This is a genomic window from Collimonas sp. OK242 (assembly GCF_900107095.1).
Taxonomy (GTDB): Bacteria; Pseudomonadota; Gammaproteobacteria; order Burkholderiales; family Burkholderiaceae_D; genus Collimonas.
This window is the reverse complement of sequence record NZ_FNOR01000005.1, coordinates 1-17,577: the sequence shown is the minus strand read 5'-3', so window position 1 is coordinate 17,577 and position 17,577 is coordinate 1. Positions and strand designations below refer to the sequence as shown.

17 protein-coding genes, 1 tRNA gene and 1 pseudogene are annotated in these 17,577 nt (G+C 55.8%); 11 read left to right on the top strand and 8 right to left on the bottom strand.

Going from position 1 to position 17,577, the window contains the following annotated elements:
* Positions 1-163: 163 nt before the first annotated feature.
* From BLV81_RS06090 to BLV81_RS23520, 3 genes are all read right to left on the bottom strand, one after another.
* Positions 164-751 (bottom strand): hypothetical protein, encoded by a 588-nt coding sequence (locus BLV81_RS06090; protein WP_092353469.1) that lies wholly within the window; start codon positions 749-751, stop codon positions 164-166.
* Between the two features lie 62 nt (positions 752-813).
* Complete coding sequence (locus BLV81_RS06085; protein ID WP_092353467.1) at positions 814-1,362, bottom strand: hypothetical protein; 549 nt, start codon at positions 1,360-1,362, stop codon at positions 814-816.
* A gap of 334 nt (positions 1,363-1,696) precedes the next feature.
* Entirely contained in the window at positions 1,697-2,173 is a 477-nt protein-coding gene (locus BLV81_RS23520; protein WP_143036290.1) for an adenine nucleotide alpha hydrolase family protein, read from the bottom strand.
* A 518-nt stretch (positions 2,174-2,691) separates the two neighbouring features.
* Between BLV81_RS23520 and BLV81_RS06075 the strand changes: the two are divergent.
* Positions 2,692-3,015 (top strand): annotated as a pseudogene (locus tag BLV81_RS06075) (helix-turn-helix domain-containing protein); the annotation flags it as partial.
* Between the two features lie 561 nt (positions 3,016-3,576).
* On the opposite strand, the gene BLV81_RS23515 reads toward BLV81_RS06075, so the two are convergent.
* Positions 3,577-4,896 carry an NHL repeat-containing protein gene (locus BLV81_RS23515; RefSeq protein WP_143036289.1) on the bottom strand — a complete coding sequence of 440 codons (1,320 nt, stop codon included), beginning with the start codon at positions 4,894-4,896 and terminating at the stop codon, positions 3,577-3,579.
* A 198-nt stretch (positions 4,897-5,094) separates the two neighbouring features.
* Between BLV81_RS23515 and BLV81_RS06065 the strand changes: the two genes are divergently transcribed.
* The 6 genes from BLV81_RS06065 to BLV81_RS06040 all read left to right on the top strand — a co-directional run bounded on the left by BLV81_RS06065 (position 5,095) and on the right by BLV81_RS06040 (position 8,867).
* Positions 5,095-5,168 (top strand) — tRNA-Gly (locus tag BLV81_RS06065).
* A gap of 128 nt (positions 5,169-5,296) precedes the next feature.
* Complete coding sequence (gene trmB / locus BLV81_RS06060; protein WP_092353461.1) at positions 5,297-6,004, top strand: tRNA (guanosine(46)-N7)-methyltransferase TrmB; 708 nt, start codon at positions 5,297-5,299, stop codon at positions 6,002-6,004.
* Between the two features lie 92 nt (positions 6,005-6,096).
* Positions 6,097-6,666 carry a hypothetical protein gene (locus BLV81_RS06055; RefSeq protein ID WP_092353459.1) on the top strand — a complete coding sequence of 190 codons (570 nt, stop codon included), beginning with the start codon at positions 6,097-6,099 and terminating at the stop codon, positions 6,664-6,666.
* An 82-nt stretch (positions 6,667-6,748) separates the two neighbouring features.
* Positions 6,749-7,732, top strand: coding sequence for a thiamine-phosphate kinase (gene thiL / locus BLV81_RS06050; protein WP_092353885.1), 984 nt, complete (start codon positions 6,749-6,751; stop codon positions 7,730-7,732).
* A 24-nt stretch (positions 7,733-7,756) separates the two neighbouring features.
* Positions 7,757-8,275, top strand: coding sequence for a phosphatidylglycerophosphatase A family protein (locus BLV81_RS06045; protein WP_092353457.1), 519 nt, complete (start codon positions 7,757-7,759; stop codon positions 8,273-8,275).
* A gap of 88 nt (positions 8,276-8,363) precedes the next feature.
* Positions 8,364-8,867: a CinA family protein gene (locus BLV81_RS06040; protein WP_092353455.1), complete on the top strand. Its 504-nt coding sequence runs from the start codon at positions 8,364-8,366 to the stop codon at positions 8,865-8,867.
* A gap of 56 nt (positions 8,868-8,923) precedes the next feature.
* On the opposite strand, the gene pyrF is transcribed toward BLV81_RS06040, so the two are convergent.
* Positions 8,924-9,751: an orotidine-5'-phosphate decarboxylase gene (pyrF, locus tag BLV81_RS06035; protein ID WP_092353883.1), complete on the bottom strand. Its 828-nt coding sequence runs from the start codon at positions 9,749-9,751 to the stop codon at positions 8,924-8,926.
* A 140-nt stretch (positions 9,752-9,891) separates the two neighbouring features.
* On the opposite strand from pyrF, the gene BLV81_RS06030 reads away from it, so the two are divergent.
* The 3 genes from BLV81_RS06030 to BLV81_RS06020 are packed head-to-tail and all read left to right on the top strand — an operon-like array spanning position 9,892 to position 11,866.
* On the top strand, positions 9,892-10,491 hold the full coding sequence (locus BLV81_RS06030; RefSeq protein ID WP_092353453.1) for a LemA family protein: 600 nt from the start codon (positions 9,892-9,894) through the stop codon (positions 10,489-10,491).
* The gene (locus BLV81_RS06025; protein ID WP_092353451.1) at positions 10,491-11,363 is read left to right on the top strand and encodes a TPM domain-containing protein; all 873 of its coding nucleotides are present in this window, start codon (positions 10,491-10,493) and stop codon (positions 11,361-11,363) included. The genes BLV81_RS06030 and BLV81_RS06025 overlap by 1 nt, the downstream gene beginning before the upstream one ends.
* The gene (locus BLV81_RS06020) at positions 11,363-11,866 is read left to right on the top strand and encodes a TPM domain-containing protein (protein ID WP_092353449.1); all 504 of its coding nucleotides are present in this window, start codon (positions 11,363-11,365) and stop codon (positions 11,864-11,866) included. The genes BLV81_RS06025 and BLV81_RS06020 overlap by 1 nt, the downstream gene beginning before the upstream one ends.
* A 71-nt stretch (positions 11,867-11,937) precedes the next feature.
* On the opposite strand, the gene dacB is transcribed toward BLV81_RS06020, so the two are convergent.
* Entirely contained in the window at positions 11,938-13,356 is a 1,419-nt protein-coding gene (dacB, locus tag BLV81_RS06015) for a D-alanyl-D-alanine carboxypeptidase/D-alanyl-D-alanine endopeptidase (protein WP_369823831.1), read from the bottom strand.
* Between the two features lie 175 nt (positions 13,357-13,531).
* Entirely contained in the window at positions 13,532-13,714 is a 183-nt protein-coding gene (locus BLV81_RS06010; RefSeq protein WP_092353881.1) for a hypothetical protein, read from the bottom strand.
* Positions 13,715-14,420: 706 nt separating this feature from the next.
* Here BLV81_RS06010 and mgtA point away from each other — a divergent pair.
* Positions 14,421-17,183, top strand: a complete 2,763-nt coding sequence (gene mgtA, locus BLV81_RS06000; RefSeq protein ID WP_092353443.1) for a magnesium-translocating P-type ATPase — start codon at positions 14,421-14,423, stop codon at positions 17,181-17,183.
* Between the two features lie 92 nt (positions 17,184-17,275).
* Here mgtA and BLV81_RS05995 read toward each other — a convergent pair.
* On the bottom strand, positions 17,276-17,577 hold a 302-nt coding region (locus BLV81_RS05995; protein ID WP_143036288.1), incomplete at its 5' end, for an integrase core domain-containing protein.

Sequence of the window (17,577 nt, the reverse complement as noted above, 5' to 3'; positions counted from 1 at the left end):
CTGCACCGATCCGCTGGCTGGCACCGTGAGCCCGACTTGTGTCTGAAATCCATCCGTGATGGTGTAAGTCAATAAACCGAAGCCTGCCGGGATCGGATTGTCGAACGTCATATAAGTAGAGTCGCTCATTGTATATATCCTTTGGGTAACCTGACGAAAATGCCTAGAGGCCGTTTGACTCGTGCGCCGATATCTTCATCTGCGGAAATTTCTGACCGTTCTGATAGTCGATCCCGATCACCACGTCACTCGACCACGACTTGATCGGAGTGGCGGCCGACGTAATGCCGTCGACCGTAGCGGACACATCCAGGGTAGTGAAACCAAGTATTTGCTCAGCTTGCGGTGCTACGACGGTACTCAGGCTGAAGGGTGAATCCGGGAATCGAAACAGGAAACGAAGATCGGTCGAAGTCAGGTTTAACAATCCGACTTGTCCGGCTTGATCAAACGGTTCCTGATCGACGCTGAAACTTCCCGCGCCTGCAGCGAAAAACATCTTCGCAACCAGGCGCACGGATTTCCTCGATATTCTCGACGGCACGGTATAAGCGACGTTTGTCACCGGATCAACCAGTGCCGTACTCACCATGATGTCGCCGGCATTGGGATTAGGCACGGCCAGGTTGCTCCCTGCTTCGATCCATGTGTCCCAGATAGGGAAGCCGTCGCAGCGAAACCTCAGCCTGGCGTGCAAGGCGGTCTGGTTGAGTATACGTAGCGGGCCCGTCGGCCTTGGTATCATCATCATATTGACTCGATTTTTCAAGAAAGCCCGGCCTGCGCGGGCGCGCCAGGCTTTCTCATGACCACTTAGTTGACTTGCAGCGTGACGTAACCGCTTTCGAGATCGGAAGTGTCGGTCACTGCTGTGACGACTGCCGACGCGTTGGTGAACGTCGTCACGGCAGTCGTCACGCCGTTGACCACGGCATAGACGTAGAAGGTGTCGCTGATATCAAGGGTCTGGACCATGAATCCATCCTTTACCACAACGTTTTGCAACGCCTTGCCATCTTTGGTGATGGTGAACGTGACGGCGCTCAGGCAAGTCTTTTGGAATTCCAGTGCATTGGGCGTTTTGCTTGCCACTTCCTGCACGTCAAATTCGTAGGTGCCTTGTGCCGGAACCTGCAGCACCTGGGCGAGAAAACCCATGCTGCCCTGAACGTCTTGCGGCGCCGAAGTGTAGGTATTGCCATCGATAACAGCAGTGGCAACAACTTCAAAGGTTTCATTTGTCGGAATCGTCATCTGGGCGTTCGGCTCGATGCCCGGAATGCGGGCAATGATCTGTTGCCCCTTCCTGACAACGTATTGAGCGACGGAATTGGTGTTATTGCGTAAAGTAATGCTGCTCATTTAATACTCCTAGAAATGTGACGGTTTGCTTTTAGCCTGGACGGCAAAACGGGGGAAGTCGGCTTCACACTCCACATCCGGCGGCAGTCCCGATAGCTGAAGCTCTCAAGCCAGGCCGATATAAAGTTCCGACAGGTCAAAGTTATACGTCGCGGGGAAGCTAGTTAAGTGTCGTTACCGTAACAGCGAGGTAACAACCAAGGAGAGTAGTAGGCGGCGTACCGACGCCGGAGGCCGGCTGCGGCAATATGCAGATGTGCAATGCATGCGGCCGGAATCGGCTCAAGCCAGCGACGCCCAGAGATGCTACGGGACGCTTGCGGCCACCCGCAACTCAGGCTCGCTGCGGCTGAAGCGGCCCTAGGCCGAGGAGCGTGAGGCGGTGAGGATGGTCTTGGCCGGTCATCAGTTGGGTCGGACTTTTACCGACTCGCTCCTGAAGCCGGCTGCGCAGGAAGCGCCGATGGTTCAGGAAAAATTGTAGTAGGTCCAGGTACGAGCCACCGAACTGTTGGCGCAACGTGAAGTAGTTCCGAAGCCGCGAGTTCGGATTCTCGACCAGCGCGCTTGAGCGTGGTGTCTGCGCCATGGCCAGCGCCACGGCGTCGAAGACGGCATGGAATTTACCGCCCATCCTGGCGCGCAGTCGGTTCCAGGCTAGCCAGTATGGCTTCGTTGAGCACCGCACAATTGACGCTGGTAAGGATATTTTTTCGGAACGGATAGTCCCTACGCTGCCACCGGCTGCCTTCGCCGGTTTTGATCCATTTTTTAAGTTGATTAAAAAAATACTTGAGGCGTAGGACTCCATGCGATCACACTTCGGATAGATCGGCTATCACATTCCCCATCCCCTCAAACATCTTTCAAGTTTGCAAACCCCGTCAAATCCCGCGTAAAATGCGGGTATCGCGGGTGTAGTTCAATGGTAGAACGAAAGCTTCCCAAGCCCTGCCGCGTGTCAAAACCCCACTGTTCATGCGGTTCTCCGCCGCGTTGTTATGACATGGATTTAAAGCTCCACGCTAATCAACGAGTTAGCAGCCATCACATTTTCTACCCCACCTGTGTAAGCAAAAGCTGCTGATGTGTTTGTGTGATGGCTGCTCTGATTTCTTAATCTGAATCGCCAAAATCACTATCAAGCGCAGATTGGGATGAATCGATATTCTTACGACAGATAACGTTTTGTTGATTTGCACCGAAAATTGACCCACTTGGCCACATAATTTGCACCGAAAATTGACCCACTTGGCCACATAATTTGCATCGAAAATTGACCCACGTTTAGCACACAATCCTACTTATCAGAATGAGTAGGGGATCGGAGTGATTGACGTGGCATTACTAGGAATAATCAGACGCTGGCACCTTCGGGACCAGGTCCCGCTGAGGGAGATAGCCAAGAGACTAGGCATCTCCCGCAACACCGTCAGGCGCTATCTGCGCTCGGAAATCACCGAGCCTGCCTATGCGGAGCGCCAATCTGCCAGTGCCATCGACCCATACGCCTTCCAGCTTTCAGGCTGGCTCAAGACCGAGGCAGCAAAATCCCGCAAGCAGCGGCGTAGCCTCAAGCAGCTCCACGAAGAGCTCATCGATTTGGGATTCAAGGGGTCTTACGACAGGGTCGCTGCGTTCGCCAGGCAATGGAGAGAGGGTCAAACGAAGTGGGTCAATTCAGCGCGCAAACGAACACTTACGGGTCAGCGCCAGCGACGAAGCTACCGCCGGAGCTGATCAATCTCGCGGTGAAGATACAGGAATTGCCACCACACAGAAGATATCTGGCCGAACAATTAATTGCTTTTACGCATTACAATGTTTGCTAAACTCATAATCACTCGCGACAGACAGGAGTAAAAGTTGATTTCCAGAGAGCAGGCAGATGCCATATCGGATCAACTATTAGGTATCGAGAAAAATACTGGCACGTTAAAAATAGATATCCCGAAATCGGGGAAAACCGTGCTCTTACCTGTGCTTCTGACCCCATTTTTTTTGGGATCGCTATGGCACGATGCTGAAGTTATAGTCGCTTGGGTTCCCGTTCGAATTTCGTCAGCGATTCGCTCAACTTCTGCATTCGCCGTTTTCCACTCCGCATCCGCCCCAGTCGCCGTTAATATGTCTGTGAACCAGGTTTTGCGGTAATGTGTCGTGATTAGGCGATGACCACGTCCATAGGACGTGGATTCCAAGAGATGATTAAAGTTAAAACGAAAGTTTCCAAATTTGAGATGCGTAACCGCTACCAGTAACAAAAAGATTTCCTTTAGTGTCGGTAGTCATTGAACTGATTTGAATAAAATTGTCGGTAAATGTTTTGATTTTGTAAGTAATGATGAAGCCTCGGCTATCAATACGAGAAAAATTGCCGTAATCATCCTGGAAGTAAATATTTCCAGCTGAATTAACCGCTATCGGTCCAGTAGGATAAATATTAGAAGGAACCACTCCCACTCTTTGCCCATCGGCTTGCGCAGCTACCGCGATGGTAGTCACAGTACCATCTGGCGAAACCTTCCTTACTGTTTTATTGATTGTGTCGCAGAAGAAAAGGTTGTCGTTAGCGTCAATGGCCAGGTTCGTAGGAGTGGTGAGCGACGCCATAATACCCTGGCCATCAGCCACACCCTTTGTACCGCTCCCGGCAAATACTGACATCACACCATTTGGAGTAAATTTGACGATCTTGTTATTCCATGTATTGGCTAAAAATATATTTCCGTGACTATCGACAACAAGGTCACCACTGGCCGTGAAGGCATAGCTTGAACCGCTTATCCAGTTGCTTGCAAAATCGTAGCTTGTGCCGGACGTATTTGTCATCCGAATTGTTCCACCATAGGTCGTGATTTGCACCAAGGGATTTCCTTGTGGATCAGGTACCGATTTTGCCGTAAGGAAGGATTCAAAAATATTTCCTGTGCCGTCGACTGCAATTCCATCTACTGCCCAAGTTGGATCTTTGTATAACGTCGTTACAACGCCGGCTTGCGTGACTTTTCTAAGGACACCGTTGTCAGAAAATATGAGGTTGCCATTGGGGTCAATTTTTATATGTCCAGGTGACGAAATAACAGCCGCAGTTCCTGATCCATCTTTTTGAGGGTCTACTAAATAATGTGAATTAGGATCTCCGGCAATAAGAGTAATCGTTGGGAGTGGTACGGTTGTAGTAATAGCGCCGGCCGGTGCCGGGGAAGTGCTGATGCGATTATTCGCTAAACCCGTATTAGCTGTCGGCACGGATATGGTTGTGCCCTCCGTGGTATAGAAGGTGTTCGATGTCCCTGTCACCGATATGTCTACGGTGTCACCTAAAATCACTGTCCCAGGTGGCACTAATACATCGACTCCAGCCTTCATTTTGTAACTTTGACCCGACGATAAAGTTATTGCTGCAACTGACGAAGGCGCTTGAGGCGGAGCAGCAGATGAATCACCTCCTCCGCCACAACCAGCCAACAAAACTAAATTTAGCAGTGCTAACGATATTACGTTGATCCCCCTCAGACGCATTCTCGACATCTTCGCTCCCAATTAATAAATGAAATATTTCCAAAATACAATAATACATGAAGTTACATTAAGAATTAATCATTTACTATTGACGTGATAGCACTCAAACCGGCACACTCCGGATAAACCGGCCATCACATTCCCCATCCCCTCAAACATCTTTCAAGTTTGCAAACCCCGTCAAATCCCGCGTAAAATGCGGGTATCGCGGGTGTAGTTCAATGGTAGAACGAAAGCTTCCCAAGCTTTAGACGAGGGTTCGATCCCCTCTACCCGCTCCAGATCAGCGCTGGCACCTGTTACTTAGGTGCCATTTGTATTTTTGAGGCGATCAATTCTCTGGCGTTACAATGACGCTGGCGCTTCCGGCAATCCAGCACGGCACTTTCACTCTCATCTCCTATTAAGCATGTCAGAAAACAAATCCGGCAAACCCCTTTTTTACGATCCTACCGAGCACAGGATCCGCAGCTTCGTCACGCGCGCCGGGCGCTTGTCGACGGCGCAGGCGCGCGCCATCGAGGAATTGGGGCCGCGTTTTTGCGTTCCTTATGACAAGGCTGTCGCCGATCTCGACCAGGTTTTCGGGCGCCGTGCGCCGACCATCCTGGAAATCGGTTTCGGCATGGGTGAAACGTCTGCGAAAATTGCCGCCGGCATGCCGGAAAAGAATTTCCTTGGCGTCGAGGTCCATACGCCTGGCGTCGGCAGCTTGCTGAAATTGATCGGCGAGCAGCAGTTGAGCAATTTGCGCTTGATACAGCATGATGCAGTGGAAGTGCTGACGAATATGATTGCACCCGGCTCACTAGCCGGCGCTCATGTATTCTTTCCTGATCCGTGGCACAAGGCGCGGCACAACAAGCGCCGCCTGATCCAGGGGCCGCTGGTCGGTTTGCTGGCATCGCGTATTGCGCCGGGCGGTTATCTGCATTGCGCGACCGACTGGCAGGAGTATGCTGAACAGATGCTGGAAGTGTTGAGCGCTGAGCCGCTGCTGAAGAATACCGCGGAGACTTACGCGGAGCGGCCGGATTATCGTCCGGTGACCAAGTTCGAGAATCGCGGCTTGCGTCTCGGGCATGGAGTCTGGGATCTGGTGTTTACACGGGTTTGATGCACAAGTTTGATGCACGCGTTTGAGCTGACCGTTAGCGCCGCATCAAGCGCGGCGCCAGGCAAATGCCATTGTCATAGGAAGTCTGCGGCATGTTGATGATCCAATTTTTTTCCCGTATCGATAAACGGATGGCCGGATTGGCTGCCGCGGTGTCGCTGCTTGCCTTGTCTCAACTTCCGCTCGCGCAGGCGGGAGAGCACGTAGCTCCGCTGCCACCTGGAGCGATCACGGTCGAGGATACGCATTATCAGCCGGTCGCTCCCGGCAGTACGGCGCCACAATTGCCCGCGGCTTCCCGCCACCCGTCCGCCGAGGACATGGTCGATGCGGCGAAACGCAATATCGGCAAGATAGACCGGGATCTGCGCAAAGATGCGCCTGCGGCAAGCCAACCGGCGCCGGCAGCGGCAGCGGCGCCAAGCAGGCAGCAAATACTGGAAAAAGCCCTTGCAGGGCCGGTCGCGCCGAAAGAGACGCCCAAGCCAGGTGCAACCACCATGGAAGAGATTACCCGGCCGGATGGCCAGCGGGTGACCAAGGTGACCGGGCCGAACGGTACATATTGCGTGACGCAGATTTCGGTCGGCAATACCAAGGGCGAAGACATCATCCAGAAAGGCGCCGTGTCGCGCACTACCAGTTGCGGAGCGCCGTTTTGAGTATGTTTGCCTCTGCGCAATCATTTAATTCAAAAACTAAGCAAAACCGCTGTAGTTGGCCGCCATTCGGTACAATCTACGCATGTTGTCCGAATTCGACCTAATCTCCCGCTATTTCACTCGCACGGCGCGCAGCAATATTGATCATATTGCCCTCGGCGTCGGCGACGACTGCGCATTGCTGACGCCCACGGCCGGTATGCAAATGGCCATCTCCACCGACATGCTGGTGGAGGGGCGGCATTTTTTCCCCGATGCAGATCCCTTCGCGCTGGGCCATAAATGCCTGGCGGTCAACCTGTCCGACCTGGCGGCGATGGGTGCGCGTCCGCTGGCGTTTACGCTGGCATTGGCGCTTCCTGCTGCGCGTGAAGAATGGCTGGCGCCGTTTTCAGCCGGCTTGCTGGCGTTGGCCGATGAGCATCATTGCGAGCTGATCGGCGGCGATACGACCAAGGGTCCGTTGAATATCTGCATCACCGTGTTCGGCGAAACCCCGCCGGGGCAAGCGCTGCGCCGCGATACGGCGCAAGCGGGCGATGACATCTGGGTCTCCGGCACACTCGGCGACGCGCGGCTGGCGCTGGCGGGCTATCGGCATGAACTGGCCGATCAGCTGGCAATGGATGCCGCACATCATGCTCAGGCAGCGGCGCGCATGCACCAGCCAACCCCGCGCGTAGCCCTGGGCCTGGCCTTGCGCGGCATCGCGCGTGCGGCGATCGACATTTCGGATGGCCTGGTTGGCGATCTCGGCCATATCCTGGAGCGCTCCGGCGTCGGCGCTACGCTGGCGGTCGATAGCCTGCCGGCCGGCCCGGTCCTGTCGCAACAAACCCAGGCGATCCGCCGCCAATTCACCCTGGCCGGCGGCGACGATTATGAATTGTGCTTCACCGCCCCCGCCGACCGGCGCGCTGCGGTGTTGGCGGCAGGCCAGGCGGCCGCTACGGCCGTGACCCGCATCGGCAGCATTGACGCCAGCCACGGCCTGCGCCTGCGCGACGCCGGCAATGCCCCGCTTGAGCTGCAACTTGCTTCTTTCGATCACTTCCTCTCAACCTGATTCCAGCAACCTGACTCACGCTACATGACTCAAGCCAACCCCACTCCGCAACCGATCAAAGCCAGCGCCCGCTTCATGCTGTCGCACCCGGCGCACTTCATTGCACAAGGTTTCGGCAGCGGACTCTCGCCCATCATGCCGGGCACCTTCGGCACCTTGTTCGGCTGGTTATCGTATCTGGTGATGACTACCCGCTGGCCGCAAATTTTCACGCCGCTGAACTGGCTGGTCATTATCGCCGCCGGTTTTGTGGTCGGCATCTGGACTTGCCAGAGCACCGGCCGCCATCTTGGCGCACCGGATCACGGCAGCATGGTGTGGGATGAAATCATCGCGTTCTGGCTGGTGCTGGTGCTGGTCACGCCGGCCAGCTTGCCGGCGCAGTTCGGCGCCTTTGTCGTGTTCCGTTTTTTCGACATGGTTAAACCGCCGCCGATTGCTTATTTCGACCGTCATTTGAAGGGTGGTTTCGGCGTCATGTGGGATGACATTGTGGCAGCGTTTTATACCTTGTTGGCGTTGGCCCTGTGGCGCCTGTTTTAAGTGGCCTGCAGGCCCTAGCCGGATTGCATCTGGCCGCAACAAGTGGCAGTATGTAAGCACCGACAAGGCAGAAAACAGGAGCTTCGACATGAACACCGTGCTTGACGATACCACTGAACAAATCACTGATCTGGCCGCACAAGTCGGGCGCGCCCTGCAGACCAAGAACTGGTTCCTGTCTACTGCCGAGTCCTGCACCGGCGGCGGCGTGTCGCAAGCGATCACCGAAATCGCCGGCTCCTCGGAATGGTTCGACTGCGGTTTCGTCACCTATTCCAACGCTTCCAAGACCGAAATGCTGGATATCCCGGAAGCCGAGATTGCCCAATACGGAACGGTCAGCGAAGAAATCGCTGGCGCCATGGCGGAAGGTGCGCTGGCTAACAGCAATGCCGACGTCACCGTCTCCACCACCGGCATTGCCGGCCCGGGCGGTGCGGTGCCGGGCAAGCCGGTCGGCACGGTATGTTTCGGCTGGTCCGTCGGCCATCACACGCATACCGAGCGCCTGGTGTTCTCGGGCGATCGGCGCGCTGTGCGCGAACAAACCGTGATTCATGCGCTGCAAGGCTTGTTGCGCTTCTTGAAATAATTTCAGGGCCGGTATTCGGGCCCGATCATCAGGCCAGACAATCAGGCCGAATAATCTCAGCCCCGAAAACGATTGATCGCATCGCGGGTTTCCTCGGCCACGCGGCGCGCGGCCTGGGCGAAGTCTTCACCGTTAGCCTGATCGGGCTTGGCGTACAAGATGGCGCGTGACGAATTGATCATCATGCCCATGCCGTTTGCCGTTTTGCCGGCATTCACGGTCGCCTGGATGTCGCCGCCTTGCGCACCCACGCCCGGCACCAGCAACGGCATGTCGCCGATGATGCTGCGTACTTGCGCCAATTCCTGCGGAAAAGTCGCTCCTACCACCAGGCCGCACTGGCCGTTGGTATTCCATTTTTCAGCCACCAGGCGCGCCACATGCAGGTACAGCGGTACGCCGTCCACCTTCAGGAATTGCAGATCGGAACCACCGGCATTGGAGGTGCGGCATAACACGATGGCGCCGCGATCCTTCCATTCCAGGTAAGGCGCGACCGAATCGAAGCCCATGTACGGACTCACGGTCACGGCGTCGGCGCCGTAGCGCTCGAATGCTTCGCGTGCATATTGCTCGGCGGTAGCGCCAATGTCGCCGCGCTTGGCGTCCATCACAATCGGTATCTGCGGGTAGTTTGTGCGCAGATAACCGCAAATCGCTTCCAGCTGGTCTTCTGCCCGTATGGCGGAAAAATAGGCAATCTGCGGCTTGAAAGCGCATGCGGTGGCGGCGGTAGCGTCTATAATTTCCTTGCAGAAAGTAAAGATGGCGTCCGGCTGCTGCTGCAAATGCGCTGGGAATTTGGCAATATCCGGGTCCAGCCCGACGCACAGCAAGGAATTGTTGGCGCTCCAGGCGGCGGATAGTTTTTCGATAAAAGTCACGATCAAGCCTCAATAATACGAACCCCGCATTGTAAGTCCAATTTAGCCGGGAATAACCGGAGTAGCGGCTATTTAACACTTGAGCAGCCATCCATAGTTTGCTAACGTGCATTACATTGCTTCTTTTATCAGGGATATCCATGAAAACTTTCTTCAAATGGCTGGCTATCGCTGCCTTCGCTTCCTTGCTCAGCGCTTGCGGCTACAACGATTTCCAAACCAAGGATGAGGCTGTGAAAGCCGCCTGGGGCGAAGTCGTCAATCAATATCAGGGACGCGCCGACCTGGTGCCGAAAATCGCCCAGATCGTGAAAGCCTATGCCGTCCATGAAGAAGCTACGTTTGAAGCCGTGACCAAAGCCCGCTCCGCGGCGACCAGCTTCCAGATCACCCCGGAAGTGCTGAACGATCCCGCCGCTTTCGAGAAATTCCAGCAAGTGCAGGGGCAACTGTCGTCGGCCTTGTCGCGCTTGATGGCAGTGTCCGAGAATTACCCCCAACTGAAAGCCGACGGTCTGTATCGCGATGCCCAGTCGCAGCTGGAAGGCATAGAAAACCGCATCAAGGTAGCGCGTAACCGCTACATCGTCGCAGTCCAGGATTACAATGTGCTGGCGCGCAGCTTCCCGACCAACCTGACTGCCATGGCGATGGGATACAAGGTCAAGCCTTCGTTCACGGTGGATAATGAAAAAGCTATCTCGACTTCGCCCGACGTTGATTTCGGCGGCAAAAAATAATGTCGCTTAAGGCAATTCCTGCAATCACGGCAATCCGCGCGCTGCTATTGGCGCCGGCGCTGGCCTGCTGCCTGGCGCTGCTGGGCATATTGACGCCGCCCGTCATCGCGCAGACCATGGCGGCCCAGGTGGCGGTGCCGCCCCTGCAAGCCCATGTCACCGATCTGGTCGGCATGTTGCAGCCGGCGCAGCGCGATGCGCTCGACCATACCCTGAGCGAGTATGAGGCGCGCACCGGCAGCCAGATTGCGATCCTGCTGCTCAGCAAGACCGAGCCTGAAGGCATCGAAGACTATGCCGTACGGGTGGCTGATGCCTGGAAACTGGGCCGCAAAGGCATAGACGACGGCGTCATTCTGCTAGTAGCGAAAGACAATCCGAAAGCCTTGCGGCGCATGATGATCTTGACCGGGCGCGGCGTCCAGGGCACGTTGACCGATGCTCAGTCCAAGCGCGTATTGCAGGAAATCATCGCTCCGTATTTTTCCAAGAACGACTATTACGGCGGCCTGACTGCCGGCATCTCGGCCATCATGCCATTGCTGGACCAGGAGAATTTCGCGCCGCCCAGCCGTAAGTCCGGGCCAGCGCAAGAGCCCTCTTCCGACTGGCTCGGCGCTTTGGCGCCGCTGCTGTTCTTTGCTTTCTTCGTCTTGATCACCATCATTTCGCGTGCGCGCGGCGGCGGTTCTGGCCGCGCGCTTAACAGCAATGTCTGGGGCAACGCCGCCGGCGTCATCATCGGCAGCATCTTGAGCCAGGGCGGACGCGGCGGCGGCGGTTTTGGAGGTGGCGGAGGTTTGGGCGGCGGTGGCGGCTTTTCCGGCGGCGGCGGTGGATTCGATGGCGGCGGCGCGTCGGGAGACTGGTAATGGGAAAAACTTTACAACGCATCTGGCGCCATTTGCTGACCACGCGCCGCGGCGCACAGCGCGCATTTACGGCGGCCACGCTCAAGGCTATCCAGCAAAAAATTGCTGAAGGCGAAGTCACGCATCGGGCCGAAGTCAAAATGATTGTGGAAGGATCGCTGAGCTTGCCGGCAGTACTCAATGGCGTGACCTCGCGCAATCGCGCCCATGAGCTGTTCGCGCATTACCGGATCTGGGACACGGAAGAAAACGTGGGCGTATTGCTCTACGTGAACCTGGCCGATCACAAGGTCGAGATCATTGTCGACCGCGCCATCGGCCGCGCCACCAAGCCTGCAGAATGGCAAGCCGTGTGCAAAACCATGACCAGGGAATTCGCCAACGGCGCATTCCACGACAGCACGCTGGCAGCGCTGGAACAAATGAACGCCCTGCTGACGCAGCACTTCCCGGATCAGGGCCGGGAAAAGAACGAGCTGTCGGACAAACCGCTGGTCTTGTGATCGCCCGATTAAATCGACTCTGACCCCAATTAATTAATTGGGGTCAGAGTCGATTTAACTGACCGCTTATCTCAGCCGTTCTCGTATACCCATTGCAGCAAGCCGTCTTGTGCGGCTTGCCCTCTAGGGGCGTTGGGGTGGTTGATCAGGCATACCACGGCGTAGTATTTGCCGGAGGCGGCCAGGACGTAACCGGCGATCGCTCTTACATCGTTCAGGGTGCCGGTCTTGACGTGGGCCTGGCCTGCTACGGTTTGGTTTTTCAGACGCTTGCGCATGGTGCCGTCGTAGCCTACCAGCGGCATGGAGGAGACGAACTCGGGCATGGTCGGCGACTGGAATGCCGAGGCCATCATGCGGCCCATGGTCTTGGCTGAAATCCTTTCGTTGCGTGACAGTCCGGAGCCATTTTCAATCACCAGGCCGCTGGCATCTATGCCCTTGCTGGTCAACCAGCTTTGGATGGCGCGCGCGCCACGTTCCGGAGTGGCCGGGACTTTCAAAATATCGGAAGCAATGGTCAGCAATACTTGCCGCGCCATCACGTTGTTGCTGTATTTGTTGATGTCGCGTATGACTTCCGGCAAAGTCACCGAACTCCATTCGCTGATCAGGCTGCTGCCGGCCGGCATCGCCCCGCTTTTCACCACGCCGCTGAAAGTACCGCCGAGGTCGGCCCACATTTGCCGGAATACCGCGCCAAAGTATTGGGTGGAGCTCATCTTGTAGGGATTGAGGTACCAGGTCTTCTCCCCGCACGAGGCCGGCAGCGCGCCGTTGAAACTGGCGCCGTCGGCATCCACCGTCGCTTGCAGTTTGCCTTGCCAGTCATCGCAATTGCCGCTGCCCAGGCGCGGCGGCGTAACCGGGTAGCCGCTCATCGGCGGATCGGTCAGCACATTGACCTGGCGTGTTTCCAGGTTCGGTACAAACTGAAAAGTCAGCGTCTTGTAGTTCAGCAGCAAGGCGTCGGGGCCGACGTTATACGGCTTCGTCGGATCGCCGTCGAATTCGGCGGGATCGTAGGCATTCTCGTCAAACGTGCTGCGGTCCAGGACGATATTGCCGCGGATGTCGCGAATGCCCTTGGCGCGGATCTGACGCAGGAACAGCCAGAAATTTTCCAGCACCAGCTTGGGGTCGCCGTTGCCCTTGAAGATCAGATCGCCTTGCAATACGTTACCGGCCTGGCTGCCGTTGCTGTACGCCTGGGTTTTCCAGCGATAGGTCGGCCCCAGCAGTTCCAGCGCGGCGTCGGTGGTCACCAGTTTCATGGTCGACGCCGGATTGAACGGCACGCCGGCGTTGGCCGATGCCAGCACCGTTCCCGTGCCGTCGACCTCTTGCACATACACGCCGACGCTTTGGGCCGGAATCCCGGCAAGCTGCAAGGCTTTGCTGAACGGCGCCGGCAACGCAGCGGAAGACTCTTGTGCCTGAACACCGCTCAGCAAGGCGGAAGACAAAATAAGGAGACTGATCGCGTGGATTTTATTCAAGTGGCACCGGTGAAAAAGAGAATTTGCGTGGGATTATCCCACGCGTTCACACGATGCAAAGGATGAGGTTGTCGCCGACTTTGAAATAAGGCGATCAAATGCGCAGCAAACGAAGTGGCCGCGGAATGCTGTCAGCGATCCCGATGCATTTCTCCGGACTGCGGCTTCAGAGCAAAGCCGGTATGGCTTCCAAAATAAACAATGCCAGCAAAGCGCCACAAATAGCGCCGATGGCGCGCAAGCTGCCTCTGGCAAACTTGGATGCTACCGGTATTTCGCCGCACAATATCAACCCGGCCAAGGCTGCCGGCACAAAGAAAATCAGATTGTGCGTTATCAGGTTGACCATCATCATCTCCTCGGCTTACTTGTAATTTCAGTATAGGTTTCTCATTCTCAAAGACAAGGCGGAATAATGAAATGACAACAGTATGGATATTAAAAAATCAATGAAGAATCAAAGTCCAAAAAGCTTGTGCTGTCCCGCACAATTTTCTTGACCGCCATCAGCGGCGCGGCTACTATCCACCAGTCTAAATTTTATGGAGTCCCTTTAATGGGCACTTGTTCGAGTGACAGTTGTAGCCAGACCTGTTCTGGCACCGCCTCGGCAAGATAACGCAGGATTTCCCCTGCCGTCATCTCGCCACCGGCGGATGATGGTATCTCAGTGTCCGGAATCCGTTTCCGGCCATGCAGCATCCCACCACCTGATCTTGTTTTATGCAAAGCTGTGCTGCCGTGCCGGTAGCGCGCTAGGCTGAATCTGGCTCCGACCATGGCTTTTGCCGGCCTTCGGAGTTATCGAACACCTGTATACCAGCTCTTGAAATTGACCCGAGATTGTCATCAAGATGTCACCGATCGAATTTACAGTCTGGTGCCGTCCTAAAGCTTTTACTTTTTTCGCCGACTGGCTGTCATCCGGCTGGATTGCCAGTCGTTAACATAAAGTTAAATCGATAAAGTTAAATCGACAAAGTTAAAAAGCAAGCAGGAAGCAGCACACTGATCGACGACAGCCGACCGTATTGCATGAAAAAAAGAAGAACTCCATGAATCTGAATATTCTTAAAGAAACATTCGTCAGCTTTGTCCGCACGCACGGCATGGATCGCCACTTCCGCCGTCTTGGCGCGGACATGTTTCGCAGCACGCCGGTCACCAAGGAAGTGCCGCCTTCGCTGGCGGAAATCTTGTCCAACGCTGCTCGCGTCGATATCGGCGAGCTGTTCCAGACACTGCACAGCCGTGCCGACGGCCTGACAGAAGCCGAGGCGGACGATATCCGCGTCAGCGCCGGCCCGAATGAAGTCGAACATGAAAAGCCGATCTCAAAATGGGTGCATCTGTGGCAATGCTATAAGAATCCGTTCAACCTGCTGCTGACCGTGCTGGCCGCCGTGTCCTTCCTCACCGAAGACATGAAAGCCACCATCGTCATCGGTTCGATGGTGGTGTTGTCGACATTGATGCGCTTCATTCAGGAATCGCGCTCCAACACTGCTGCCGACAAGCTAAAGGCAATGGTCAGTAATACCGCCACCGTGCTGCGGCACGACTTGGCCGAAGACATTGCCGAAGAGGCCCTGCGTTACTTCGACGTCACCTTGCATCCGAAGGGCGCGCGCCGCATCGAATTGCCGATCAAGAAACTGGTGCCGGGCGACATCGTTCAGCTGTCCGCCGGCGACATGATTCCTGCCGATTTGCGCTTGCTAACTGCCAAGGACCTGTTTATCAGCCAGGCGGCTATGACCGGCGAATCGTTGCCGGTGGAGAAATTCGTTACCCACCGCGGCGCCGGCACCAGCAATCCGCTGGAACTGGATAACCTGTGCTTCATGGGCACCAACGTGGTCAGCGGTTCGGCCACCGCGATCGTCGTGACTACTGGTAACCGTACCTATTTCGGCGCCCTGGCAGAGCGCGTTACTGCCTCCGACCGTACGCCAACCGCGTTCCAGTCGGGCGTCAACAAGGTCAGTTGGCTGTTGATTCGCTTCATGATGGTGATGACGCCGGTGGTGTTCCTGCTGAACGGCTACACCAAAGGCGACTGGGTCGAGGCGTTCCTGTTTGCGATGTCGATCGCGGTCGGCCTGACGCCGGAAATGCTGCCGATGATCGTCACCTCGACGCTGGCCAAGGGCGCGGTCGCCCTGTCGCGTAAAAAAGTGATCGTCAAGCGGCTCGATGCGATCCAGAACTTCGGCGCCATGGATGTGCTGTGTACCGACAAGACCGGAACCCTGACCCAGGACAAGATTTTCCTGGAGCGCCATACCGACATCCTCGGCGAACAAGATGACCTGGTGCTGGAATACGCCTACCTCAACAGCCACTATCAAACCGGACTCAAGAACCTGCTGGATGTGGCCGTGCTCGAACATGCCGAGCTGCAGCGTGAAATGGCGCTGGCCTCGGCCTACCGCAAGGTTGATGAAATCCCGTTCGATTTCCAGCGCCGCCGCATGTCGGTGGTGGTCAGCGAACGCGAAGACCATCATGAGCTGATCTGCAAGGGTGCGGTAGAAGAAATCGTCTCGGTCTGCACCCATGCCCGCCACAATGGCGAAGTGGTGCCGTTCACCAAGCAACTGCTGCAAGAAATCTACGACACAACCTCCAGCCTGAATGCTGAAGGTTTGCGCGTGGTAGCGGTAGCGGCCAAGGATCTGCCGCCGACCAAGGAAGTGTATGGCGTGGCCGATGAATGTAACCTGGTGCTGATCGGTTACATCGCCTTCCTCGATCCGCCGAAAGAATCGACCAAGCCGGCGCTGGATGCGCTCAAGGCGCACGGCATCACCGTCAAGATCCTGACCGGCGACAATGAACTGGTAACCGCCAAGATCTGCCGCCAGGTCGGCCTGGCAGTGGACGGCATGCTGCTCGGTTCCGACGTCGAAAAAATGAGCGACGCCGATCTCGCGGTCGCGGTCGACACTACTACTGTGTTCGCCAAACTCAGCCCGACCCACAAGGAACGCATCGTACGGGTCTTGCATGACAAAGGCCATGTAGTCGGTTTCATGGGCGACGGCATCAACGACGCGCCGGCGCTGCGTGCCGCCGACATCGGAATCTCGGTCGATACCGCAGTCGATATCGCCAAGGAAGCCGCCGATATCATCTTGCTGGAAAAGAGCCTGATGGTGCTGGAAGAAGGTGTGCTGGAAGGCCGCAAGACCTTCGCCAACATGCTGAAATACATCAAGATGACCGCCAGCTCCAACTTCGGCAATGTATTCTCGGTACTGGTTGCCAGCGCGTTCCTGCCATTCCTGCCGATGCTGCCTTTGCATCTGCTGGTGCAAAACCTGCTGTACGATATCTCGCAAATCACGATTCCTTTCGATAACGTCGACAAGGAATTCCTGGAAAAGCCGCAGCGCTGGAATGCCGGTGAAATCGGCCGCTTCATGGTGTTCTTCGGTCCGATCAGTTCGATTTTCGACATCACCACTTTTGCCTTGATGTGGTACATCTTCGGCGCTAATACACCGGAGCATCAAACCCTGTTCCAGTCTGGCTGGTTCATCGAAGGCTTGCTGTCGCAGACCTTGATCGTGCACATGATCCGCACCCGCAAGATTCCGTTCTTCCAGAGCCGTGCGTCATGGGCCTTGATGAGCATGACCATCATCATCATGATGGTCGGTATCCTGTTGCCGATGTCGCCGCTGGCGCATTACTTCAAGCTGCAGGCTTTGCCGCTGACATACTTCCCGTGGCTGCTGCTGATCCTGGTTGCCTATGCAGTACTGACACAGGCAATGAAGGGCTGGTATGCCCGGCGTTATGGCTGGCAATAAACCGATATGTTGACGGCGCAGCGGGAATGGTAAATTAACCGATAGCCGATCATTCCCGGCCTCTGTCCAGTCCTAAAATAGGTTGACAATATTTATTGCCATAGAAACGCTTGATGCACTGCATCGGGCGTTTTGTATTTCAAGGCGGTGTGCGGCCGTTCTTGATTATAAATTTGAACGGATTGGGCCACCATTTTACGAGCTTGCTTCAGATCGGCCGACCGGCTTAGCAAGAGCTCTCCCTTGAGGATGCCGTTGACTCGTTCAGCCAAGGCATTCTGATAGCAGTCGTAGCCGTCCGTCATTGAGCAGGTCAGCCCGTGGCGGCGATGGATGTCCTGGTAGTAATTGGAGCAGTATTGGATACCTCGGTCCGAATGATGAATCAACGGCC